General features: G+C 68.9%; 20 protein-coding genes and 1 pseudogene. 8 read left to right on the top strand and 13 right to left on the bottom strand.

Annotated elements, in window-relative coordinates; translation table 11 throughout:
* Positions 1–3 precede the first annotated feature (3 nt).
* Positions 4–159, bottom strand: coding sequence for a DUF3309 family protein (locus LGN17_RS27865; protein WP_226200089.1), 156 nt, complete (start codon positions 157–159; stop codon positions 4–6).
* A 209-nt stretch (positions 160–368) separates the two neighbouring features.
* Between LGN17_RS27865 and LGN17_RS27860 the strand changes: the two genes are divergently transcribed.
* The 6 genes from LGN17_RS27860 (at position 369) to LGN17_RS27835 (ending at position 5,928) form a co-directional block, all read left to right on the top strand.
* The gene (locus tag LGN17_RS27860) at positions 369–1,043 is read left to right on the top strand and encodes a histidine phosphatase family protein (RefSeq protein ID WP_226200087.1); all 675 of its coding nucleotides are present in this window, start codon (positions 369–371) and stop codon (positions 1,041–1,043) included.
* A 19-nt stretch (positions 1,044–1,062) separates the two neighbouring features.
* The gene (locus LGN17_RS27855; protein ID WP_226200085.1) at positions 1,063–2,094 is read left to right on the top strand and encodes a phosphotransferase; all 1,032 of its coding nucleotides are present in this window, start codon (positions 1,063–1,065) and stop codon (positions 2,092–2,094) included.
* 43 nt (positions 2,095–2,137) lie between these two features.
* Positions 2,138–2,899 carry an SDR family oxidoreductase gene (locus LGN17_RS27850; protein ID WP_226200083.1) on the top strand — a complete coding sequence of 254 codons (762 nt, stop codon included), beginning with the start codon at positions 2,138–2,140 and terminating at the stop codon, positions 2,897–2,899.
* Positions 2,900–2,906: 7 nt separating this feature from the next.
* A complete protein-coding gene (locus LGN17_RS27845; protein WP_226200081.1) occupies positions 2,907–3,665 on the top strand; it encodes an SDR family NAD(P)-dependent oxidoreductase in 759 nt (252 codons plus the stop codon).
* Positions 3,666–3,701: 36 nt separating this feature from the next.
* Complete coding sequence (locus LGN17_RS27840; protein ID WP_226200078.1) at positions 3,702–4,946, top strand: acyl-CoA dehydrogenase family protein; 1,245 nt, start codon at positions 3,702–3,704, stop codon at positions 4,944–4,946.
* A 76-nt stretch (positions 4,947–5,022) separates the two neighbouring features.
* Positions 5,023–5,928, top strand: coding sequence for a LysR family transcriptional regulator (locus tag LGN17_RS27835; RefSeq protein ID WP_175956864.1), 906 nt, complete (start codon positions 5,023–5,025; stop codon positions 5,926–5,928).
* 48 nt (positions 5,929–5,976) lie between these two features.
* On the opposite strand, the pseudogene LGN17_RS27830 reads toward LGN17_RS27835, so the two are convergent.
* From LGN17_RS27830 to LGN17_RS27800, 7 genes and pseudogenes are all read right to left on the bottom strand, one after another.
* Positions 5,977–6,309, bottom strand: a pseudogene (locus LGN17_RS27830) (FAD-binding oxidoreductase); the annotation flags it as partial.
* A 62-nt stretch (positions 6,310–6,371) separates the two neighbouring features.
* Positions 6,372–7,472, bottom strand: coding sequence for a porin (locus LGN17_RS27825; protein WP_226200076.1), 1,101 nt, complete (start codon positions 7,470–7,472; stop codon positions 6,372–6,374).
* Positions 7,473–7,631: 159 nt separating this feature from the next.
* Complete coding sequence (locus LGN17_RS27820; RefSeq protein WP_226200075.1) at positions 7,632–9,266, bottom strand: HAL/PAL/TAL family ammonia-lyase; 1,635 nt, start codon at positions 9,264–9,266, stop codon at positions 7,632–7,634.
* A gap of 17 nt (positions 9,267–9,283) precedes the next feature.
* Positions 9,284–10,606: an MFS transporter gene (locus tag LGN17_RS27815; protein ID WP_226200073.1), complete on the bottom strand. Its 1,323-nt coding sequence runs from the start codon at positions 10,604–10,606 to the stop codon at positions 9,284–9,286.
* A 36-nt stretch (positions 10,607–10,642) separates the two neighbouring features.
* Positions 10,643–12,295 (bottom strand): urocanate hydratase, encoded by a 1,653-nt coding sequence (locus LGN17_RS27810; RefSeq protein ID WP_226200071.1) that lies wholly within the window; start codon positions 12,293–12,295, stop codon positions 10,643–10,645.
* A 12-nt stretch (positions 12,296–12,307) separates the two neighbouring features.
* Positions 12,308–13,399 carry a DUF917 domain-containing protein gene (locus tag LGN17_RS27805; protein WP_226200069.1) on the bottom strand — a complete coding sequence of 364 codons (1,092 nt, stop codon included), beginning with the start codon at positions 13,397–13,399 and terminating at the stop codon, positions 12,308–12,310.
* Positions 13,400–13,659: 260 nt separating this feature from the next.
* Entirely contained in the window at positions 13,660–14,550 is an 891-nt protein-coding gene (locus tag LGN17_RS27800) for a LysR family transcriptional regulator (protein WP_226200067.1), read from the bottom strand.
* Between the two features lie 99 nt (positions 14,551–14,649).
* Here LGN17_RS27800 and LGN17_RS27795 point away from each other — a divergent pair, with 99 nt between their 5' ends.
* The gene (locus LGN17_RS27795; RefSeq protein WP_226200064.1) at positions 14,650–16,035 is read left to right on the top strand and encodes a dihydroorotase; all 1,386 of its coding nucleotides are present in this window, start codon (positions 14,650–14,652) and stop codon (positions 16,033–16,035) included.
* Positions 16,032–17,303, top strand: a complete 1,272-nt coding sequence (locus tag LGN17_RS27790; RefSeq protein WP_226200062.1) for a Zn-dependent hydrolase — start codon at positions 16,032–16,034, stop codon at positions 17,301–17,303. Before LGN17_RS27795 ends, LGN17_RS27790 begins: the two co-directional genes overlap by 4 nt.
* Positions 17,304–17,317: 14 nt before the next feature.
* Here LGN17_RS27790 and LGN17_RS27785 read toward each other — a convergent pair whose 3' ends face one another.
* The 5 genes from LGN17_RS27785 to LGN17_RS27765 all read right to left on the bottom strand — a co-directional run bounded on the left by LGN17_RS27785 (position 17,318) and on the right by LGN17_RS27765 (position 23,663).
* Positions 17,318–18,337 (bottom strand): AraC family transcriptional regulator, encoded by a 1,020-nt coding sequence (locus tag LGN17_RS27785; RefSeq protein WP_226200060.1) that lies wholly within the window; start codon positions 18,335–18,337, stop codon positions 17,318–17,320.
* Positions 18,338–18,437: 100 nt separating this feature from the next.
* On the bottom strand, positions 18,438–19,634 hold the full coding sequence (locus tag LGN17_RS27780; protein WP_226200058.1) for a porin: 1,197 nt from the start codon (positions 19,632–19,634) through the stop codon (positions 18,438–18,440).
* Between the two features lie 135 nt (positions 19,635–19,769).
* A complete protein-coding gene (locus LGN17_RS27775) occupies positions 19,770–20,954 on the bottom strand; it encodes an MFS transporter (protein WP_226200056.1) in 1,185 nt (394 codons plus the stop codon).
* Entirely contained in the window at positions 20,951–22,363 is a 1,413-nt protein-coding gene (locus LGN17_RS27770) for a D-arabinono-1,4-lactone oxidase (RefSeq protein WP_226200054.1), read from the bottom strand. The genes LGN17_RS27775 and LGN17_RS27770 overlap by 4 nt, the downstream gene beginning before the upstream one ends.
* A 73-nt stretch (positions 22,364–22,436) precedes the next feature.
* The gene (locus LGN17_RS27765) at positions 22,437–23,663 is read right to left on the bottom strand and encodes an amino acid deaminase/aldolase (RefSeq protein ID WP_226200052.1); all 1,227 of its coding nucleotides are present in this window, start codon (positions 23,661–23,663) and stop codon (positions 22,437–22,439) included.
* Positions 23,664–23,756 lie beyond the last annotated feature (93 nt).

Genomic DNA, 23,756 nt, shown 5'->3' with positions numbered 1-23,756 from the left:
GCCTCAGAGGCGACCCAGCAGCACGAGTATGACGACGATGATGACGATCAGCCCGACGGTGCTCGAGGGCCAATAGCCCCAACTTCGGCTGTGGGGCCATGCAGGAAATGCACCGATGAGTATCAGAATCAGTATGACGATAAGGATCGTACCGAGCATCGCACCCCTCCTGGAATGGATTGGACATCGCGGTTCTCCCGCCGAAGCCGAATGGAGCAATTCATGTGCCGCGGCGAAGGCGTGCGGGTCGTCGGCGAGTTCCGGCAGGCGTCGAATTCACGAGATGAATACCCCCGGATTCAGAAAATAAAGTTTAAAAATGTGTCCCCGCCCCCTATGCTGAATCCTTCTGATCTGGCGGGCATGCGATGGCTGAACTTTTTCTGGTACGGCACGGGCAGGCGTCCTTCGGCACGGACGACTACGACCGGTTGTCCGCGGCGGGCGAGCAGCAGAGCGTCTGGCTCGGCGAATACTTCGCGCAGCAAGCGCTCACATTCGACCGCGTGATCTGCGGCACGCTGAACCGCCACGCGCAGACGGTCGACGCGATCCTGCGCGGGATGGGCCGCGAAGGCGCGCCGGTCGACCGCCACCCGGGCCTGAACGAGTACGACTTCCACGGGCTGTTCGCCGCCGCCGCGCACGACTACCCGGACATCGCCCGCCTTGCGGCCGGCTCGATGAAAGAGCATTTCCGCGCGCTGCGGCAGGTGCTGCAGCTCTGGTCGGAAGACAAGCTCGGCGATTCGGCCCCCGAGACCTGGGCGCACTTCCAGCAGCGCGTGGCCGACGCCCGCGCGGCCATCCGCCACGGCGGCGGCCAGCGCGTGCTGGCGGTGAGCTCCGGCGGCCCGATCGCGGTCACCGTGCAGCAGGTGCTGGCCGCACCGCCCGTGAGCGCGATCGCGCTGAACCTGCAGATTCGCAACAGCAGTCTTTCGCAGTTTTTCTTCAACGCCGATGCATTCCACCTCGCGTCGTTCAACGGCATCCCGCATCTGGAGGATCCCGAACGACACGCGCTGCGAACCTACGGCTGACCCACGAACGATCGCGACGATGACGAACCCTACCCAGCAACTCGACGTAGCCCGCCTCACGCGCTATCTGGAAGCGCACGTGCCGGGCTTCGCAGGCCCGGTCGACACGGAGAAGTTTGCCGGCGGCCAGTCGAATCCGACTTTCCTGCTGCATGCGAAGAGCGGCCGCTACGTGCTGCGCCGCCAGCCGCCCGGCGAACTGCTGAAGTCCGCGCATGCGGTCGACCGCGAATTCCGCGTGCTGAGCGCGCTGTCGGGCACCGCGGTGCCGGTCGCGCGTCCGTATCACCTCTGCGAAGACCGCGACGTGATCGGCAGCCTGTTCTACGTGATGAGCTACGAGGACGGCCGGATCTTCTGGGATCCCGCGCTGCCGGAACTGCCGAAGGCCGATCGCGCGGCGTGCTACGACGCGTTGCTGCGGACGATGGCCGCGTTGCACGACGTCGATGTCGATGCGGTGGGCCTCGCCGACTACGGCCGCCCCGGCAACTACTTCGAGCGCCAGATCGGCGTGTGGACGAAGCAGTATCGCGCGGCCGAAACCGAGCGCCTCGACGCGATGGAAACGCTGATCGACTGGCTGCCGAAGGCGTGCCCCGCCGACACGGGCCGGCCGGCGCTGGTGCATGGCGATTTCCGGATCGACAACCTGATGTTCGCGCGCGACAGTTATCGCGTGCAGGCCGTGCTCGACTGGGAACTGTCGACGCTCGGCAACCCGCTCGCCGATCTCGCGTATTTCTGCATGTGCCTGCGGCTGCCGTCCGGCGGGCAGGTGCGCGGGCTCGCGGGCCAGGATCGCGCCGCACTCGGCGTGCCGGACGAAGCGGCGATCGTCGCGCGCTATTGCGAACTGCGCGGCATCGAGCCGATTCGCGACTGGCACTTCTATCTGGCCTTCAGTTTCTTCCGGCTCGCGTCGATCGCGCAGGGCGTGAAGGCGCGCGCGCTGCAGGGCAACGCGTCGAGCGAGCAGGCGCTGCGCGTCGGCGCGATGGCCGGGCGGCTCGCCGAACTCGCCGTCGGCGTGATCGACGCGCATCGCTGAAGCCGCCGGGCACGTCACCACATCAATGGAGGAGCACAGCAACATGGCAACGAACCTGTTCGACCTGACGGGCAAGATCGCACTGGTGACGGGCGCGAGCCGCGGCATCGGCGAGGAAATCGCGAAACTGCTCGCGGAGCAGGGCGCGCACGTGATCGTGTCGAGCCGCAAGCTCGACGACTGCCAGGCCGTGGCCGACGCGATCGTCGCGGCGGGCGGCCGCGCCGAGGCGCTGGCCTGCCACGTCGGGCGGCTGGAAGATATCGCCGCGACGTTCGAGCACATCCGCGGCAAGCACGGCCGCCTCGACATCCTCGTGAACAACGCGGCCGCGAACCCGTATTTCGGGCACATCCTCGATACCGACCTCGCCGCGTACGAGAAGACGGTCGACGTGAACATCCGCGGCTACTTCTTCATGTCGGTCGAGGCCGGCAAGCTGATGAAGGCGCACGGCGGCGCGATCGTCAACACGGCGTCGGTGAACGCGCTGCAGCCGGGCGACCGGCAGGGCATCTACTCGATCACGAAGGCCGCGGTCGTCAACATGACGAAGGCATTCGCGAAGGAATGCGGGCCGCTCGGCATCCGCGTGAACGCGTTGCTGCCGGGTCTCACGAAGACGAAGTTCGCGGGCGCGCTGTTCGCCGACAAGGACATCTACGAGACCTGGATGGGGAAGATCCCGCTGCGCCGCCATGCGGAGCCGCGCGAAATGGCCGGCACCGTGCTGTATCTCGTGTCGGACGCGGCGAGCTACACGAACGGCGAGTGCATCGTCGTCGACGGCGGCCTGACGATCTGAGCGCGCGATGAAGATCGACAGCTACGCAGGGCAAGCCGTGATGATCACCGGCGCCGCGAGCGGCTTCGGCGCGTTGCTCGCGAGCGAACTGGCCGCGATGGGCGCGCGGCTGGCCCTTGGCGACCTGAACGACGAAGCGCTCGAACGCGTGGCCGCACCGCTGCGCGCGGCCGGCGCCGACGTGATCGCGCAGCGCTGCGACGTGCGCGTCGAGGCGGAGGTGGCCGCGCTGGTGCACGCGGCGGCCGAGCGTTTCGGCCGGCTCGACGTCGGCATCAACAACGCGGGCATCGCACCGCCGATGAAGGCGCTGATCGACACCGACGAAGCCGATCTCGACCTGAGTTTCGCGGTGAACGCGAAGGGCGTGTTCTTCGGGATGAAGCACCAGATCCGCCAGATGCTCGCGCAGCGCGAAGGCGTGATCCTGAACGTCGCGTCGATGGCCGGGCTCGGCGGCGCGCCGAAGCTGGCGGCCTACGCGGCGTCGAAGCATGCGGTGGTCGGGCTCACGAAGACGGCGGCGATCGAATACGCGCGTCACGGCATTCGCGTGAATGCGGTGTGCCCGTTCTACAGCACGACGCCGATGGTCACCGACAGCGATATCGGCGAGCGCCAGGACTTTCTCGCGCAGGGCTCGCCGATGAAGCGGCTCGGCCGGCCCGAGGAGATCGTCGCGACGATGCTGACGCTGTGCGCGAAGGAAAACACTTATCTGACCGGGCAGGCCGTCGCCGTGGACGGCGGTGTCTCGGCCTTCTGAAGCACGAACGGAACACGGAATCCCGAGGAGTCGATCATGGACTTTGGCTACACCCCGAAAGTGGAAGAACTGCGCAGCCGCGTGCGCGCATTCATGGACGCGCACATCGTGCCGCGCATCCGCCAGTGGAACGAGGAAGTGCACGCGGGCCAGTATCCCGTGTCGTTCATGGAGGAACTGAAGGAGCGCGCGAAGGCGGAAGGGCTGTGGAACCTGTTCCTGCCGCACCTGAAGGACGACGAGCCTGGCACGGGCCTGACGAATCTCGAATACGCACCGCTCGCCGAGATCATGGGGCGGGTGAGCTGGGCGTCGGAAGTGTTCAACTGCAACGCGCCGGACACCGGCAACATGGAACTGCTGCACATGTTCGCGTCGCCGGCGCAGCGCGAACAGTGGCTGAAGCCGCTGCTGCGCGGCGAGATCCGCTCGGCGTTCGCGATGACGGAGCCCGATGTGGCGTCGTCGGATGCGACCAACATCACGACGCGCATCGAGCGCGTCGGCGACGAGTACGTGATCAACGGCCGCAAGTGGTTCATCACGAACGCCGCGCATCCGAACTGCCGGATCTTCATCGTGATGGGCAAGACCGATCCCGAGGCCGAGTCGCACCGGCAGCAGAGCATGATCCTCGTGCCGCGCGACACGCCGGGCGTGACGATCGTGCGCAACATCACGGTGGTCAATCACGTCGCGCCGGAAGGGCACTGCGAGATCACGTTCGACAACGTGCGCGTGCCGGCGAGCAACCTGCTCGGCGAGGAAGGCAGCGGCTTTGCGCTCGCGCAGGCACGCCTCGGGCCGGGCCGCATCCACCACTGCATGCGTTCGATCGGCGCGGCCGAGCTCGCGCTGGAGCTGATGGTCGACCGCGCGCAGTCGCGCGTCGCGTTCGGCAAGCCGCTGAACCGGCACGGCACGGTCGGCGAATGGATCGCGCGTTCGCGCATCGAGATCGAGCAGGCGCGCCTGCTGGTGCTGAAGGCCGCGTGGATGATCGACAAGGTCGGCGCGAAGGCCGCCCGCAAGGAAATCGCGATGATCAAGGCGCTGGTGCCGACCGTGTACACGGACGTGTGCGACCGCGCGATGCAGGTGTTCGGCGCGGCGGGGTTGAGCCCCGATACGCCGCTCGCCGACCTCTGGACCTGGGGCCGCGCGCTGCGCTTCGCCGACGGCCCGGACGAGGTGCACCTGCAGGCGATCGCGCGGATGGAAATCAAGGACGGCGAGCCCGGTTCGACGGCGCCGTACCTGACGCCGCCGCCGCGCGCCTGAGCGTCGCGCCGCGATGCGCAGGGCCGTGGACGAACGGGAGGCGCACGCCGTAAGATGCCGGCAAGGAGATCCGGCGATGCGCCTTTCGAAGATTGACCTGAACCTGTTCGTCGTATTCGATGCGATCTACACCAAGCGCAACCTGACGCGGGCGGCCGAGGTGCTGAACCTCACGCAGCCGGCCGTCAGCAACGCGCTTGCGCGGCTGCGCAAGACCCTGAACGATCCGCTGTTCGTCAGCACGCCGGCCGGGATGATGCCCACGCCGCTGGCCGAGAACATCGTCGGCCGCGTGCGCGAGGCGATGCAACTGCTCGATTCGAGCGCGCACGAAGGCGACGTGTTCGATCCGGCATCGTCGACGCGCGTGTTCCGGATGAGCATGAGCGACCTGACCGAAGCGCTGCTGCTGCCCGCGCTCGGCGAACTGCTGCAGACGCATGCGCCCGGCATGCACGTGCGCAGCTACACGATGGACCGCCGCGAAGTGGCGACCGCGCTCGCGAACGGCTCCGTCGACCTTGCGATCGACGCACCGCTGATCGGCGACCCGCACCTGCACCAGGCGCTGCTCGTGCGCGACCGCTATGCGTGCATGATCCGCGACGGTCACCCGTTCAAGGGCGACACGCTCACCATGGACGACTACCTGTCGATGGGGCACATCCACGTGTCGAGCCGCCGCAAGGGCAGCGGGCACGTCGACGCGGAACTGACGCGCCTTGGCCTGCGCCGCACCATCCAGATGCGCGTGCAGCACTACATGGTCGCGCCGCTGATCGCGATGCGCGGCGATCTCGCATTGACGGCGCCGCTGCGGCTGCTGCAGCGCTATCCGGCGCGCATTCTCGAACTGCCGTTCGAGATGCCGGCTCTCGAATACTTCTGCTACTGGCATCGCAGCGCCGATCAGGATCAGGGCAGCCGGTGGCTGCGCGAGCAACTGATGACGCTGATGGGCGGGAGCGGCGAGGCGGTGTGACGGAGGCGGCCGCGCCGGCGTGACGCGTGCTGTACGTCGAGATCGCCGTCAGTTCCGCAGTGCCCGCGCCAGCGCCAGCACCTTCGCCACAAGCACGGCCTGCGTTTGCACGCCGCCCTGGATCTGATGCCGGCAGCTCGTGCTGTCCGCCACGACGATCGCGCCTTCTGCCCGCGCCCGCACGGCGGGCAGCAGCGACAGTTCGGCCATCGCCTGCGATGCTGCGTAGTGTTCGGCTTCGTAGCCGAAGCTGCCGGCCATCCCGCAGCACGACGATTCGACCGGCGACACCGTCAGCCCCGGAATCCAGCGCAGCACGGTCTGCACCGGCGTGAACGCGCCGAATGCCTTCTGGTGCCAGTGGCCGTGCACGAGCGCTTCGCTCGCGTCGATCGCGCGCCACGTACCAGCCGATCAATCCTGACCGTCAGCCATCACGTACGTCAGAACACGTGGCGGATGCCCGCGCGGCCCACCGCCTGCTTCTGGTTGCCGGACGGGTTGAAACCCGCGATCTGCGCGACGGGCGCGTCGCCGGCCGCCTTCTGGAAGGCGCCCATCACGTAGACGCTCGTGCGCTTGGACAGCGCGTATTCGACGCTCAGGTTGAACTGGTGGTACTTCGGCTCCGCATTCGTCGCGTGGTCGCGGCCCGTCGTGTACGTATAGCCCGCGCCGATCGTCACGGCCGGCGCTGGCGTGACCAGCGTCGACAGCTCGTAGTTCTGGAACGTCGCGTCATGCCCCGCGCTACCTTGCTGGAAGTTCGTGTTCGTGAAGTCGGCCAGCACCTTGAGCCACTGCACGACCTGGTACGACGCGCCCACGCCGAACACCTTCTGCGCGCGCGCCGCATCGAGGTAGTTGCCGTAGATCGCGTTCGTGAAGCCCGGATAGTTCTGGTAGCCCTGCGTCGACACGCCCGGGTCGTTGATCCGCAGATAACCGATGCCGAAGCCGACCGGGCCCGCCGCGTAGCTCGCGCCGACGCTGAACGTCGCGTTGTCCGAGAAGCGGCCGGGCTGTCCGCCGAACGCATAGAGGCCGCCGAACGTGATGCCCGCGATCGTCGGGCTGCGGTATTTCACCGCGTTCGAGATCGGGAAGCCGTTGTCGGTGTTGTCCATGTCGTTCGGGTGCGCGAAGTAGTAGCCGCCGATGTTGCCGTTCAGCGTGAACGGCTCGACGTAGTCGACGATCGAATCCCACTGGCGGCCGAGCGTCAGCGTGCCGAGCTTCGTGTCGTTCAGGCCGACATACGCGTTGCGCGAGAACGCGAGGCCGCTGCCGAGGCGGCCGGAGTTGATGTCGAAGCCGCTTTCGAGCCGGAAGATCGCGCTCAGGCCGCCGCCGAGATCCTCGGTGCCGCGCACGCCCCAGCGGCTGCCCGCCGTCACGCCCGAGGCAAGCTGCACGAGATGCTTGCCCTGCACGTTCGACACGTAGTCGACGCCGTCTTCGACGATGCCGTACAGCGTGACGCTGCTTTGCGCGTGGGTGGTGGCGGCCGCGGCGAGCGGCAGCGCGAACAGGAGTTTTTTCATGATGAGGGTCCGGTGCGTAGTGGGTGAAAGACGGCGTGCGGCGGTTCGATCCGGTTGGGTGCGGAGACGGACGAGCAGGCCCCGCGCCGCGATCGAACGACGATCGCGGCGGCAGGTGTGGCAGCTAACGGGTGAAATTGAGCAAGGGCGGTGCGCCGCTCAGTCGCGATACGCGCGCAGCAGCGCATCGGCGGCGCGGAAGTCGGGCGTGAGCGGGCGGTCCCGCTGGAGGAACGCGACCTTCGTGCGCAGTGCGCGGTACAGCGGCTGCGTGACCGGCGCGAGCGTGAACGACGGCTGCTTGCGCTGGCGCAGGTCGATCGCCTGCGCCGCCTCGATCAGTTCGAGGCCGAGCAGCGTGTAGCTTGCGTCGATCTGCTTCTGTACGCGCTGCACGACGTCGGGCGCGTTCGTCGCGACGTCCTCGATGCCGCCGGCGACCGGCAGGTAGTCGAGCGACACGGGCATCGCGAGCGACTTCACCGTCATCGCGAGCGCGGTCGGCGGCTTTTCCATCGCGCCAAACGCGTGCACGGTGTCCTCGGTGCCGAGGAAGCGCGAGAGGCCGGTGAGGTGCGGGTCGTTCAGCTTGACGATGCGCTGCGCGGACGCGAGCGCGTTGTGGCCGAGCGCGAGCCCGAGCTGTTCGAACGCGAGCACCCACGGCAGCGGCTCGAAGTTCGCGCTCGGCAGCACCGCGCCGCCGCCGTCGACGTAGCCGGCCGCATCCTGCGCGCGGTTCGACTTCGGCGTGACGCCGACCGCGACGCCCGGGTTGTCGTCGCTCGAATTGAGCTGCACCTGCAGCAGCGCACGCGCTTCGTCGTAGGTGCGATCCTCTTCGCCGAGCAGGTAGACGCCGGACCGGAAGCTGAGCGGGTCCTGCAGCGGCCGGTCCGGATCGCGGTTCCACAGGCTGCTGCCCGCGAGCAGCGTGCGCAGCGCGGCGCCCGCGCGCAGCGTGGCCGGGAACGGCCGCAGCGCGAGCGTGTCCTCGCGGAACGGCGACACGTTGCCGTTCAGCCCCTGCAGGCTCAGCGCGAACACGACCTTCGATACCTGCGCGAGGCGCGCCATGTCGGTGAGCGCCAGCGCGCCCATGCCGGCCGAGTAAGCGTTGGAGCTGAGGATCGCGAGCGCGTCCTTGCCGTACGGGCGAATCGTCGCCATGCCGGCCGACTTCAGCGCATCGGTGGCCGCGATCTTGCGGCCCTGGTAATACACGTCGCCTTCGCCGAGCATCGCGAGGCCGACGTGGCTGAGGATCGTGATGTCGGCCTCGCCGATCGAGCCGTCCGCCGGCATCGCGGGCGTGATGCCGCGATTGAGGAACTGCGCGTACGCATCGACGATCGCGGGCTGCACGCCGGCGCCGCCGTCGAGCATCGCGTTCAGGCGCGCGGCCATCGCGGCGCGGGCCACGCGCACGCTCATGTCGGGGCCGACGCTGCCCGAGTGCGCGTGGATCAGCCCGATGTTGAAGCGCGTCGACGCGTCGATGACCTCCTGGCTCAGCTTGCCGTGCGCATCGACCATCTCGCGGTCCTTGTTGAGGCCGACACCGACCGTCAGCCCGTAGATCTGCTGGCCGGCCGCGGCGGCCTTCAGCAGCACGTCGTGCGCGGCGACGACCCGCTGGCGGGCGGCCGGCGCGATCGACACGGCTTCGCCGTCGGCGATGCGTGCGATCGATTCGGGCGTGACGGACCGGCCGTCGAGCGTGACGTCCGCGAAGGCCGGGACGGCGGCGAAAAACGCGAGCGCGATCGCGCTCCGCATGAGGAAGCGTTGCATGAAGCGGTTCTCCGATTTCAGGCGTGACGTGACGTGGAAGACAGCGCGGCGATCGACGCGAGCGCAATGACGCTCGCGGCCATCACATACCAGGCGGGCGCGAACGGGTTGCCGGACCGTTGCGTGAGCCATGCGAGGATCGCCGGTGCGAAGCCGCCGAAGATCGTCGTGGCGATGTTGTAGGACAGCGACATGCCGGTCGCGCGTACCTGCGTCGGGAACAGCTCCGACAGCGCGGCGGGCGCGACGCCCGTGAAGATCGCGACCATCACGCAGAACGCGCTCTGCACGACGATCAGCGCGGCGAGCGTGTGCGCGTCGGCGAGCCAGTGCAGCAGCGGATACACCGACACGAGCATCAGCACGGCGCCGGCCGTCAGCACCTTGCGCCGGCCGATGCGATCCGACCAGCTCCCGGCGTACACGCAGGCGATGGCCATCAGGCAGTTGCCGACCAGCGACGCGATGAACGCGTCGCGCCCGTCGAAGTGCAGCGCGCGCTGCACGTGCGTCGGCATGTAGATCACCAGCGCATACACGCAGACGGCCCACAACACCGAGAACCCGGTGCCGACGACGAGCGCGCGCGGATAGTCGCGCACGACCTGCAGCAGCGGCGCCTTGCGTTGGGCCGGTGCATGCGCGGCACGCGCCGTCTCCGCGCGGAAATGCGGTGTTTCGTCGAGCGTCTTGCGCAGCCACAGGCCGACCGGCGCGATCGCGAGGCCGAGGATGAACGGGATCCGCCAGCCCCAGTCGCCGATCTGTTCGCGCGACAGCGTGAGCGTCACGCCGGTCGCGACCAGTGCGCCGAGGATGTTCGACGCGGCCATGCTCGCCTGCAGCCACGATGCGTAGCAGCCCTTGCAGTCCGCCGGCGCGTGCTCGATCAGGAACGCCGCCGCGCCGCCCACTTCGCCGCCGGCCGAGAAGCCCTGCAGCAGGCGGCCGCACAGGATCAGCAGCGGCGCGCCGACGCCGATCGCCGTGTACGGCGGCGCGAACGCGATGATGCCGGTACCGGCCGCCATCACGAGGATGGTCAGCGTCAGCGCGGCCTTGCGCCCCGCGCGGTCGCCGTACACGCCGATCGCGAGCGCGCCGAGCGGCCGCGCGATGAAGCCGATCCCGAACGCCATGAACGCCTCGACCAGCTCGGTGCCGGTGTCGCCGCGATGGAAGAAGTTCTGCGCGATATACACGGCAAAGAACGCGTAGACGGAAAAGTCGTACCACTCCAGCGCGTTGCCGACCGACGCCGCGGCGATCGCGCGCCCGGCACTCGAGGTAGGGGGTGACACGGCGTCGGCCGTGTCGAGGGGAACCGCGGTTTGCTTCACTTCGATCTCCTGTCCTGTCGTCGTGCGAGCCGGCCGTTACAGCCGGATATGCGGAATCTGCTTGCGTTGCGCTTCGTCGAGCGCTTCTTCGTAGCCGGCGTCCGCGTAGCGGATCACGCCGAGCGCGGTGTCGTTGGTCATCGACAGCGTCAGCCGCTCGTTCGCGGCCGCGCTGCCGTCGGCCACGACGGTGACGCCCGCGCTCGTCATGTAGCCGCTGTAGCCGCCGCCGCCCGAATGGATCGCGACGAGATCGGCCATCGACGAGCAGCTCATCATCGCGTTCAGCAGCGGCCAGTCGGCCACCGCATCGGAGCCGTCGCGCAGGTTCTCGGTCATGATGTTCGGGTGCGCCATCGCGCCGGCGTCGAGGTGGTCGCGCGTGAAGGCGACCGGCCCGGCCAGCACGCCGTCGCGCACCATCGCGTTGACCGCCAGTGCGAGCCGCGTGCGCTCGCCGTGGCCGAGCCACGCGATGCGGGCCGGCAGCCCTTCGAACGGCACGCATTCGCGTGCCTTGCGGATCCAGTTCGTGACGATCCGGTTGTCCGGGAAGTGTTCGAGCAGGTAGTCGTCGATGACGCGGATGTCGTTCGGGTCGTTCGACAGCGCGATCCAGCGGAACGGGCCGATCGCGCGGCAGAACAACGGGCGCAGGAAGGCCTCGGTGAACACCGGGATCTCGAACGCGCGTGCAACGCCGCCGTCCTTCGCGTGCGTGCGGATCAGGTTGCCGTTGTCGAACACGATCGCGCCGCGATCCTTGAAGCCGAGCATCGCTTCGACGTGCCGCACGATCGACGCGCGGCTCGCGTCCATCAGCTTCGTGCGGTCGCTGTCGCGCAGTGCGCGCACCGCGTCGAGCGTGTAGCCCGACGGCACGTAGCCGTACACGAGATCGTGCGCGGCCGTCTGGTCGGTGACGATGTCGGGTACGACGCCGCGCGCGAGGATCGCCGGGAACACGTCGGCCGCGTTGCCGAGCAGGCCGACCGAGATCGGTTCGCGCCGGTCCTGCGCGTCGCGGATCAGCGCGAGCGCCTCGTCGAGATCGCGCGCCTGCCGTTCGAGGAAGCCGATCTGCAGCCGCTTGTCGATGCGCGTCTGGTCGATCTCGACGACGAGCGTCGCCGCGTTCGCCATCCGGCCCGCGAGCGGCTGCGCGCCGCCCATCCCGCCGAGCCCGGCCGTTAGGATGAAGCGCCCGCGCAGGTCGTTGTCGAAATGGCGCTCGGCGATCCGCGAGAAGATTTCGTAGGTACCCTGGATCACGCCCTGCGAGCCGATGTACTGCCAGTCGCCGGCCGTGAGGCCGCCCCAGCAGATCAGGTTGCGCCGCTCCAGTTCGTAGAAGTGCTCGGCCTTCGCCCACTGGCCGATCAGGTTGCAGTTCGCCATCACGACGAGCGGCGCGCTCGCATGCGTGCGCAGCAGCGCGACGGGCTTGCCGGACTGCACGACGAGCGTCTCGTTCTCGTCCATCGTCTTCAGCGTGCGCACGATCGCGTCGTGCGACGGCCAGTCGCGCGCCGCGCGGCCGAGCGCCGCGTAGACGATCAGCTGGCCGGGATCCTCGCCGACGGCGAGCACGTTCTCGAGCAGGCGCAGCAGCGCTTCCTGGCGCCAGCCCCTGCAGCGCAGCGTGGCGCCCGACGTGACTTCGAAGGTGCGGGTCGTCTGGTTCGTCATCGTGCCCTCCGGTCAGCGTGCGAGCGCATAGTCGGCGATCGAGATGCCGAGCGCGGCTTCGACCGGCGGATAGACCGCGGGATCGAACACCGACGACGACAGCGGGATGTGCGCCTTCGCCACGCGCAGCACGTGGATCTCCATCCCTTCCTTCAACTGGCCCGCGCTGACCGGGAGGCCTTCGGCATCGAGCGTCGTGATCACGTCCGGGTAGGTCGCGATCCGCGCGCCGTGCGCATCGTCCACCGCCATGTGTTCGTTCATCACGTGAATGACCGCGCGCTGTGCGCCGCTGCCGAGGTAGACGAGGCCGACGTCGAATGCTTCGCGCGTGTATTCGAGCGTATTGCGCTCGACCTTGCCGCTCGCGACGATCTCGCCGTGCGTGGCCGCACAGATCGCGTCGATCACCGCGCTGCCGCCGCGCCGCTCGGCGTCGATGATCGCTTCGCCGAGCGCGAGCGCGCGGCTGATGCCGCCGAGCGCCGCATGCTGGCGCACGTACGACGCGCGGATCGGGTTGCGGCAGCTCGCGATGAAGCCGCCGGCCATGTCGGCCGCCTTGCGCAGCACCGGCGACACCTTTGCGGTCGCGCCGCGCACGACCACTTCCATGTACGCATGGCGTTCGCGGTTGCCGCCGGCCGCCGCCTGGATCATCGGCGCCGTGCTCGACGCGAGGCCGAGCGAGCCCATGTCGCCGGTCGGATGCGCGCGGATGTCGCCCACGGCGTCGACGACCTTGGTGCCGAGCAGCGCGGACGGCAGCCACGCGTTCAGCGTGCTCGACATCCCGTTCTGCCCGATGATGAGCCCCGCGAGCGGCGCGCCGAGCGCGTCCTGCACGAGCTGCGCGGCCTTCACGTAATCGGCGCCGAGCATTTGCCAGTCGGTGAGGCCGCCCGGCGCGCCGATCGCGGCGGCCGTGGCGATCCACGCGTCGTCCGGCAACTCGTCGATGCTCACCAGTTCGGGGCGGCCGATCGTGACCGCGAGCGTGCCGAGTTCACGGCCGTGGTCGGCCCAGCCGCCGCCGCCGCATGCGAAAACCGAACCGCCCTTGACGGCGGCTTCGACGTCCTTCGAAGACAGGATGCGTCCCATGTGTCGTTTGTCCTGAGAGGGGAAAAGGGCTGTACGCGCCGGCCGGAAAGCCTTGTGTGGCGGTACTGTCCAAACGATTCTAGGGACGCCGAATATTGAGCGTTATTGCTATTTTATGGAGACTTCATAACGCAATGTTAAGCGTAGGGTAATCCCGGTGACGCTTGAGCGACGGATGGCGAACGGGGTGATCCGCGGTTGCCGGTACGACGTTGAAACGCAGGCTGGACAACGGTTTCAGCCTGTTCGGGCAACGAAATTCACGCGGGGGCGGACAGCGCGTGCAGCGTGTCGATGAACTCGTGCGCGAGGCGCGACAGCGGTGCAAGCACGGGGTGCAGCACGCTGACCGGCGCGGCGATCGTCGGCACGATCGGCTTCACGACGATCTGCGGCCACACCGGGCCCGCGACCGTCAGCTCGTCGATCAGCGCGATGCCGGTGCCGGCCTGCGCGAGCGCGCAAGCGACGTGCGCCTGCTGCACTTCGATCTTGACCAGCGGCACGAGCCCTTCGTCGCTGAACAGCCGCCGCACCAGTTGCCCGAGCGGGATGTCGCTGCCATAGCCGATCAGCGGCTGGTTCGCGAGATCGCGCACGGCCAGCGTCTTGCGGCGCGCGAACGGGTGCGACGCGGGCACGGCCGCGACCATCCGGTTTTCATAGAGGCGCTGGCTTTCGACGTTCGGGTGCGTGTCCTGCAGGAACGCGATGCCGAGCTCGACCTGCTGCGTGAGCACCGCCTGCAGCAGCACGCTCGGGATCATCGTGTGCAGGATGATGCGCACGTCGGGAAAGCGTTCGTAGAACGCGGCGATCGCGCGCGGCAGCAGCGATTGGCCGAGATTGGGGCTGCACGCGATGCGCAGGTGGCCCATCCGGTTCTCGATCAGGTCTTCCGCGATTTCGTTGACGCGCTGCACGCCCTGGTACACCGCATTCACTTCGACGAACAGCCGCTGCGCTTCCGGCGTCGGGTAGAGCCGCCCCTTGATGCGCTCGAACAGCGCAAGGCCGAGCCGTTGTTCGGCATACGAAATGAGCCGCGAGACGGCCGGCTGCGATACGTGCAGCAGCTTCGCGGCGCCGCTGATCGAGCCGGTCAGCATGATGGCGCGAAACACCTCGATCTGGCGCAGGTTCAGACGCACAGCCTTAACTCCATGTTATGTGGGGGAGATAAATCGGCATGAGACATTCTGGCAGAGCGCTGCCTAAACTGCTCGTGGTCAAAAAAGCAGGAGGCGCAGATGAGCGAATTCGAACAGGTGGTGCGCGGCCGGTTGGTCGATGCGCGCGAGGTGGCCGACGACGGCTGGCTCGCGATCAGGAACGGGCGGATTGCCGCGCGCGGCACGGGTGCGCCGCCGGCGGCGCGCGACACGATCGATGCGCGCGGGCAGTGGGTGCTGCCGGGCGTCGTCGACGGGCAGGTGCATGCGGCCAGCCAGGCGAACCAGGAGGGGCTCGGTCACGCGTCGCGTGCGGCCGCCGCCGGGGGCGTGACGGTGATGGTCGACATGCCGTACGACGATCCGGAGCCGGTCGCCTCGCGCGCGCAGCTCGACCGCAAGATCGCGGAAGCCGAGCGCGATTGCCACGTCGACGTTGCGCTGTACGGCACGCTCAACGCGAAGCACGGCCTCGCAGCGGCGGCCGGGCTGATCGACGGCGGCGTGTGCGCGTTCAAGTTCTCGACGTTCGAGGCGACGCCCGGCCGGTTCCCGCGCGTCGAGGAGGATGTGCTGTACGACGCGTTCCGGCTGATCGCGCCGTCGGGCCTCGCGTGCGGCGTGCACAACCAGATGCAGGACCTGACGCGCAAGAACATCGCACGGATGATCGAGGCCGGCGATACGGGCTGGGACGCCTTCCTGCGTGCACATCCGCCCCTGATCGAGAACCTCGCGACCGCGCTGATCTACGAGATCGGCGCGGAGACGGGGGCCCGCGCGCACGCGGTGCACGTGTCGACGTCGCGTGGCTTCGAGTTGTGCAACATGTTCCGGCAGGCCGGCCATCGCGCGAGCATCGAGACCTGCGTGCAGTACCTGATGCTCGACCACGAAACGCATACGAAGCGCTTCGGCGCGAAAACCAAGCACTACCCGCCGATCCGGCCGCGCGCCGAGCAGGATCTGCTGTGGACGCACATCGCGCGCGGCGAATGCACGTTCGTGTCGTCGGATCACGTGAGCTGGGGGCTCGAGCGCAAGGGCGACCCGAACGTGTTCCGCAACGCGTCGGGCGGCCCGGGGCTCGAAACGCTGCTGCCCGCATTCTGGACCGGCTGCGAACAGCATGGCATCGCGCCGACGCGCGTGGCCGAACTGCTCGCGACGAATCCGGCCCGGCATTTCCTGCTCGATGACCGCAAAGGGTCGCTCGACGTCGGCGCCGATGCGGATTTCGTGATCCTCACTCCGGAACGTCATGCGTTCGATCCGTCGCGCAGCCTGTCGGCCGTGCAGTGGAGCGCGTTCGAAGGGATGGAATTCACGGTGCGGATCGCCGCCACGTACTGTCGCGGCGCGCTCGTGTACGACGGCGCGCGCATCGTCAACCCGGCCGGGTCGGGCCGCTTCCTGAAGCCGCACGGCAACCGGTCGATCGCCACCGAACAGGAGCACGCATGAATCCGACGCCTTTCCCGCCGCTGAACGCCGAACGCCTGAACGCGCGCGTCGAGCAACTGGCGCACTTCACGCGAGTCGACGTCCCGTGGACGCGCCGCGCGTTCTCGCCGCTCTTCACCGAAGCGCGCGCATGGCTCGCCGCGCAGTTCGCCGAAGCGGGTCTCACCGTGTCGATGGACGCGGGCGGCAACCTGATCGGCCGCCGCGAAGGCAGCGGCCGTTGCACGAAGCCGCTCGTCACGGGGTCGCATTGCGACACGGTGGTCGGCGGCGGCCGCTTCGACGGGATCATCGGCGTGCTCGCGGGCATCGAGGTTGCGCATACGCTGAACGAACAGGGCATCGTGCTCGACCATCCGTTCGAGGTGATCGACTTCCTGTCCGAGGAACCGAGCGATTACGGCATCTCGTGCGTCGGCAGCCGTGCGCTGTCCGGGGTGCTCGACGCCGGCATGCTGCGCGCGACGAACGCCGAAGGCGAAACGCTCGCCGAAGCGCTGCGCCGCATCGGCGGCAATCCGGATGCGCTGAGCGAACCGCTGCGTGCGCCGGGCAGCACCGCCGCGTTCGTCGAACTGCATATCGAACAAGGCCCGGTACTCGAGACGCGCGGCCTGCCGATCGGCGTCGTGACCAATATCGTCGGCATCCGGCGCGTGCTGATCACCGTGACCGGGCAGCCCGACCATGCGGGCACGACGCCGATGGATATCCGGCGCGACGCGCTCGTCGGCGCCGCGCACCTGATCGAGGCCGCGCATGCGCGTGCGTCGGCGCTGTCGGGCAATCCGCACTACGTCGTGGCGACGATCGGGCGAATTGCGATGACGCCGAACGTGCCGAACGCGGTGCCGGGGCAGGTCGAGCTGATGCTCGAAGTGCGCAGCGACAGCGACGCGGTGCTCGGCGCGTTTCCCGAGGCGTTGCTGGCCGGTGCGGCCGCGCGGCTCGACGCGTTGCGGTTGAGTGCGCGCGCGGAGCACGTGAGCCGCGCACGGCCGACCGATTGCCAGCCGCTCGTGATGGACGCGGTCGAACAGGCGGCCACGCAGCTCGGTTATCCGAGCATGCGGCTGCCGAGCGGCGCGGGGCACGACGCCGTGTACGTCGCGCCGACCGGGCCGATCGGGATGATCTTCATTCCGTGCCTGGGCGGCCGCAGCCATTGCCCGGAAGAATGGATCGAGCCGCAGCAGTTGCTCGACGGCACGCGCGTGCTGTATCAAACGCTCGTCGTGCTCGATCGTTCGCTCGCGGGCGCGGCGTAACGGCGGCCGGGCCGCTATACCGCCCGCTGCCCCTCTCTCGGCCCGTGCCCGGTCCACCGCTTGAACGCGCGCCGGAAGTTGTGCGCGTCGCTGAACCCGACTTCGTGCGCGACGTCCTCGATCGACAGCCGCGGGTTGCTCAGCAGCGTGAATGCGCGCTTGCGGCGGATCGTGTCGATCACCGTTTGATACGACGCGCCCTGATCGGCAAGCCGCCGCCGGAGGGTGCGCTCGCTCATGCACAGTTGCGCGGCGATCTCGGCGAGCGACGGCGCATGGCGCAGGTCGCGCCGCATGATCCGTTCGATCGATTCGAGAAATTCGGTACCTTCGGGTTCGGGCGGCAGCGCGTCCTGCAGGAATTCGAGCGCCTGGCGATGCGCGAGCGGATCGTGGGTCGCGATCGGGCGGTTGCCGAGTGCGGCGTCGCACGAGAACAGGTTCTGCTCCTGTTCGAACCGCACGGGGCACGGGAACACGCGCGCATATTGCTCCGCATAGGCCGGCGGCGGGTAGCTGAGATCGATGACCTTCGGCTGGAACGCGGGGCCGACGAGCGAGCGCCCGATCTTCATGAAGCTGCCGAACGCTTCCTCGACGAGGAACGCCTCGATGTCCGGTTCGAGGAAGACGTTGGTCGCGCGGACCGACAGCGTGCGCGTATCCGAGACGACCTCGAAGCGCATCAGCGGCCCCGTGTGGCGCTGCAGCTCGATGCCGACCACGATCGCGTCCTTCAGCGTCGGGCTCGTCAGCATCGCATAGCCGACCAGGCCGATCGACGCGATCGTCTCGCTCGTGCCGAGTTCGAGACCGAGCGCCCGCCCCGGCGCCATGTCGAGCGCGCGGCGGATCATCGTGCTCGCCTGGCGCAAGGAAATCCGGCACGACGGATTCGACAGGTCCGCGACGTCGAAGCCGAGCCCGAGGCACAGCCGCGTGGGGTCGATGCCCAGCTCCTTGCTTGTCTCCGCGAGGCACCGCAACAGATGGACCGGCAGATTCGCCGTCGTATAACGGTCGGGTTCGTCCATGGATGCTCCGTATTTTTTTCCATGGATTGTACGCGTCCCGCCCGGCCGGAAACCCGGCGCCGCCCCGGCCGCGATTGCCCACATCCCGCGCGGCCCCGCTTCAGAAGTAGTGCCGCAGGCCGACCGTCGCGCCGAGCTGCGTGGTGCTCGTGCTCGGCGACTGCCCGTTGATGCCGACGAGCTGCGCGCCGATCAGCCCGCCGCGATAGATCGCGTAGTCGACTTCCGCATACAGCATGCTGCGCTTCGACAGGCTGTAGCCGGCGATCACCTGGAACTGGCGCGCGCGGCCGTCGAAGTCCGATGTATAGCCGGACTGGGTGGTCCACCATGCGTTGACGGCCGCCGTGAACGTCTGCGTGAAGCGGACCGTCAGCCCCGCGAGCGCCATCTTGCGGCGGCGGAACCCGCCGGGCACCGACGGATCGACCACCTGCGCGGGCGAGATGATGCCGAGCGCCGCGAGATCGGTGGGGCCGAACGGGCCGTTCTCGAACGACGTGAAGTCGTTGTCGCGCGCGTTCTCGATATAGCCGGCGTTGACGGTCGCGTTACCCAGGGTCACCGAGCCGCCGCCGCCGTAGACGTCGAACTTGCCGTGCGTGACGTCGTCCCAGCTGCGCATGAACGATGCGCCGACCGTGAACGGCCCCTTGTCCGGCGCATACGCGATCGCCGCGCCGGTTTGGGCGCCGAGCACGCCGCCGCCCGCATGGCCGCCGGGCGAGTACTGCGCGAGCAGGTACAGGCTGCCGAGCTGCGCGCCGTACTGGATCATGTTGCTGGTGCGCGCGGCCGCGAGCATCGTCTGCTCGGGCTTGAACAGGTTGAAGTACGGATCCTGCGGGCCGGCCCACAGGTTCGAGCCGTAGGTCAGCGACACCATCTCGAACGGCACGTTGTACTGGCGGCCGAGCGTGAGCTGGCCGAGCGACGTCGACGTCAGCCCCACGTACGCGACCTGGAAGAAGTTCGGCGAGCCGGCCGGCACGATGCTGCCGCTGTTCGGGCCGAAGTGGCTCTCGACGTTGAACTGCGCGGACAGCCCGCCGCCGAGATCCTCCTGCCCCTTGAGGCCCCAGTAGCTTTCCGTCAGGCCGCCGCCGTCGGCCATCGAGATCCTGCGGCCCGTCGACACCGGCGAGCCGTCGGCGCCGTAAGACACGCCGTGCGTTTCGTAGCGGACGCCCGCATCGATCACGCCGTACAGCGTCACGTTGCCTTGCGCGTGCGCGCCGGTACCGGCCAGGACCATCATCGCGCAGCACGCGGCGCGAACGCTATCGTGACGATTCATTATTCTGGACTCCGCATCGACATGGGGAGACGGCTCGCACCGCCGGAAACGACTGTAGAAAGCCAAATTTGCGCGGGCCAAGGCCGCGGCGGCCAATCTCGTGGTGCGTCGCGGCCACCGCATGACGCAGTGCGCTCAGGGCGATGCGCTCGCCACCGCACCGGGCGCCGCGCGGCGCAGCGCGAGCCGCACGAACGGGGCGGCGGCCAGCACGGCCACGCACAGCACGTGGGCGACGCGCGTGCCGCCGAAGCGGCCGAGCAGCGCGCCCGACAGCGCGGTGCCGATGCCGGCCGCGAAGAACGTGACGACGAGCGTGCGCGCGACCAGCGAGCCGTCCGGGTCGACGTCGGACAGCATCCCCGTGAGGAACGGCACGATCACGAAGAACGCGCTGTTCAGCACGAACTGGCTCAGGAAGTACGCGCTGCCGCCGCGCGCGCTGAAGAACCATTCGATCGACGCGATCATCGCGAGCTGCGCGGCCCAGATCAGCGCGAGGCGGTGCTTGTGGCTGGCCGGATGCGACGGAATCGCCGCGCCGACGAAGCCGAGCAGCGACGATACCGACAGCAGCACGCCGATCGTCGTGGGCGACAGCCCGGCGCGCTCGCCGACGAAGCCGGCGATCGCCCATTGCGACGCCTGCACGCCGTAGACGAGCGCGGTCACGACCCAGATCGCGATCACCGGCCGCCACGGCAGCGTGCCGGCGCGCACGCGGGTCTGCGCGGCGGGGCTCGCGAACGCGTCGATGCCGCGGATCGCGGGCGCGAGCATCGCGACGACGGCCGCCAGCAGCGCGAACACCCAGTGCCCGAGCCAGCCGGCCGGCAACGCGGAGATCAGCACGAGGATGCCGCCGTTGATGACGCCCGCGAGCAGGTTGATCTGCCCCCACAGGCGGTCGGTCGACGCGCGCTGCGACACGCCGGATGCGACGACGACGAACAGCATTCCTTCGAACAGCCCCGTCATCCCGCGCGCGACTGCCGCGGACACGATCTCGGGCGCGACCGCACTGAGCGCCTGCCCGGCGATCGTGCCGACCAGGCCGGCCAGCGTGAACGGCCGCGCGGCGCGCGCGATCCGGTGCGACAGCAGTGCGCAACTGATCGCGATGCCGAGGATCTCGGCGCTGACGAGCGCGGTCGCGGTGCCTTCGTCGAGCCTGAAGCGCGTCATCACGGCCGCGACGAGGAACGGCGACAGGATCAGGCCGTTGGTGGCCGCCGCGAACGCGAGCGCAAGGCGGACGACGGCGCCCGTCGACGGATCGGGGCGCGACTGCGCGGCAGCGTGCAGCGTGGCTGTGCTCATGAGGCCGCCTGGTCGGATCGCGGCCGATCGTGTGCGATGCCGGCCGTTTCGTGCATCGGGTGTGTCGCTCGGCGGGCGGGTGTGGCGCGAGCGGATGCGGCTGCGGCCGCGCTTGCGCTTCGCGGCAGGCCGAACAGCGTGCGCAGGTACGGCGTCAGGAAGCGGCCGTGCGGGTCCATCGGTTCGCGCAATGCGAGGAAATCGTCCCAGTGCGGATAGCACGCCGCCAGCTCGGCGGCCTTCATCGCATGCACCTTGCCCCAGTGCGGCCGCCCGCCTTGATTGCGGCAGATCGCCTGCACGCCCGAGAAGTACGCGTCGAACGGCATCCCGCGATACTGGTGCACCGAGATGCGCACGCTGTCGCGCCCGTAGTCGGGGCTCAGCCAGATGTCGTCACCGCGCACCCAGCGGTATTCGATCGGGAACATCAGCGGGAAGCTGCGGCGCGCGATGAACGCGCGGATTTCGCGCAAGGCGTCGGCGCCGCGCTCGGCCGGCACCGACCATTCCATTTCGTTGAAGCGCACGCGGCGCACCGTCGACAGCATCGCGTAGCTCGCATCCACGTGCCGGCCGGCCGACACGGTCGATGCGCACAGCCGGCTCAGCGCCGGGCATAGCGACGGCACGCGTTTGCCGAGCCCGCACAGCGCGCCGAACACCGTGTTCTCGAGGAACGATTCGGATGCGCGGCTCGCCCAGTGCACCGAGTCGGCCGGCTCGTCGGTGATGTCCCATGCCTTGGTCAGCACGCTGTCCGTATGCGGGAACCAGTAGAACTCGAACGAGCGATGCTTCGCGATCAGCGCGTCCGCTTGCGCGAGGCAGTCGTCGAGCCGCATGCCGCTGCGCTCAAGGCGCAGCTTGAACGCGGGCACGAGGCGCAGGCCGATCTCGGTCAGCACGCCGAGCGCGCCGAGCCCGATCCGGCCGCCGGCGAACAGGTCGGGGTGCGTATCGGCGCTCGCACGGATCTCGCTGCCGTCCGCGCACATGAAGGTCAGGCTGTCGATCTGCGTCGACAGGTTGCCGAGCGTGATGCCGGTGCCGTGCGTGCCGGTGCTGGTCGCGCCGGCGATCGACTGCACGTTGATGTCGCCGAGGTTCTCCATCGCGAGGCCGTGCGCGGCGAGCGCCGGGCCCAGCGCCCACAGCCGCGTGCCGGCATGCACGCGCGCGACGCGCCGGTCGCGGTCGACGTCGATCACGCCCTGCATCGCGTCGAGCGACAGGATCACGTCGTCGGTCTGCACGAGCGGCGAGAACGAATGACCGGCGCCGGCCGCGCGCACGATGGCGCCGGCTGCCGCCGCGTCGCGCAGCACCGCCGCGAGCCCGGCGTGCGACGCAGGCGTCGACACGGTTGCATCAGGACTGCAGACATATCCCGACCAGTTGCGCCACATGGCATTGTCTCCGTGGTTGTCGCTTGAATGGGGTGAACGGGTTGACCGGTTGGAACGACGCGCAGCGCGCCCGCTAGAAAAAGCTCTTGCCTTCGCCGCGATAGGTGGGCGCCTCGCCGACCACACGGCCGCCGCGGATCAGCAGCAGCGTGTTGAAGCGCTCGCACAGTTCGCCGGCCTTCGCGTGGCGGAACAGGATCGGGTCACCGATCGCCGGTGCGACGCCGCGCGGCACGCGCACGGGCGTCTGCACCTCGCCCGCGCCTTCGTTGTCGATCAGCGTGCAGCCGGCCGGCAGCCACGGTCGCGGCAGGCGGCTCTTGCCGGCCGGGCCCGAAGCGATATAGCCGCCGCCCGAACAGGTCACGATGCCCGGCCGCGGAATCCGCACGACCGGCAGCGCGAAGCCGGCGGCCGGCTGCGCATGAAACGCCGCGTAGTGATCGAACAGCGCCGGCGCGTAGAGGCCGGAGCCGGCCGCGAGTTCGGTGACCGATGCGTCGCCGAGCGTGCTTTCGAAGCTGCCGGTGCCGCCGCCGTTCACGAAGCGCAATGGGCGGCCCGCCGCCGCCAGCGCCTGCACGGCCGCCTGGCGGCGCGCGTTGATCTCGCGCGCCGAGCGGCGCTTCAGGTGGCGCACCAGCGCGTTGCGCGCGCCGTTGCCCGGCGCCGTGTCGGCCACGCCGGCGATCTGTCCTTCGTAGCCCATCAGCCCGTCGAGCCGCACGTGCTGCCGCTCGCCGATGCGGTTCGCGAGCGCGAGTACGCCGGCCACGTCGCGCACCGGCGAGCGGTACATGCCGAAGTACAGGCCCGGATACGCGGACGACATGTCGAGATCGATCGCGAGCGGGATCGTCACGCGTTCCTCGTGTGCGATGCGGTCGATCGCATCGACCTGGGCATCGGCGTCGACCATCAGCGTGATCGAGCGGCCGCGCCTGAGCTGCGTGGCCACCGCGCGCAGGTCGTCGGGCTCGACGGTCGGATACGCGACGACGATGTCGTCGAAGCCGCCGTCCGCGAGCCACGCGGCTTCCGCGGCCGAGTAGCACAGCAGCCCCTGCATGAACGGGCCGGCGGCGAGCACCGCGCCGATCAGTTCGCGCGAGCGCACCGACTTCGTCGCGAGCCGGATCGGCAGGCCGCGTGCGCGGCGCTTCAGGTCGGCGAGGTTCGCGTCGAGGCAGTCGAGGTCGACGAATGCGGCGGGTAGCCGGCGGCCCGCGAGCGCGTCGCGATAGGTCGGATAGTCGTGGACGGCGGCGGGCGCGCGATGCGGAAGGTCTGCACGGCTCATGGAACGGGCTCGGCTGGGTGAGGTGTGCGTCGCGCCGACCGTTCGGCGCGTGTCGGAAACCAGCATAGGGCGCGCCAGAATCACGACCAAGCG

Source organism: Burkholderia sp. AU30280 (genome assembly GCF_020420125.1).
Taxonomy (GTDB): Bacteria; Pseudomonadota; Gammaproteobacteria; order Burkholderiales; family Burkholderiaceae; genus Burkholderia.
This window is presented reverse-complemented; position numbering and strand designations above follow the sequence as displayed.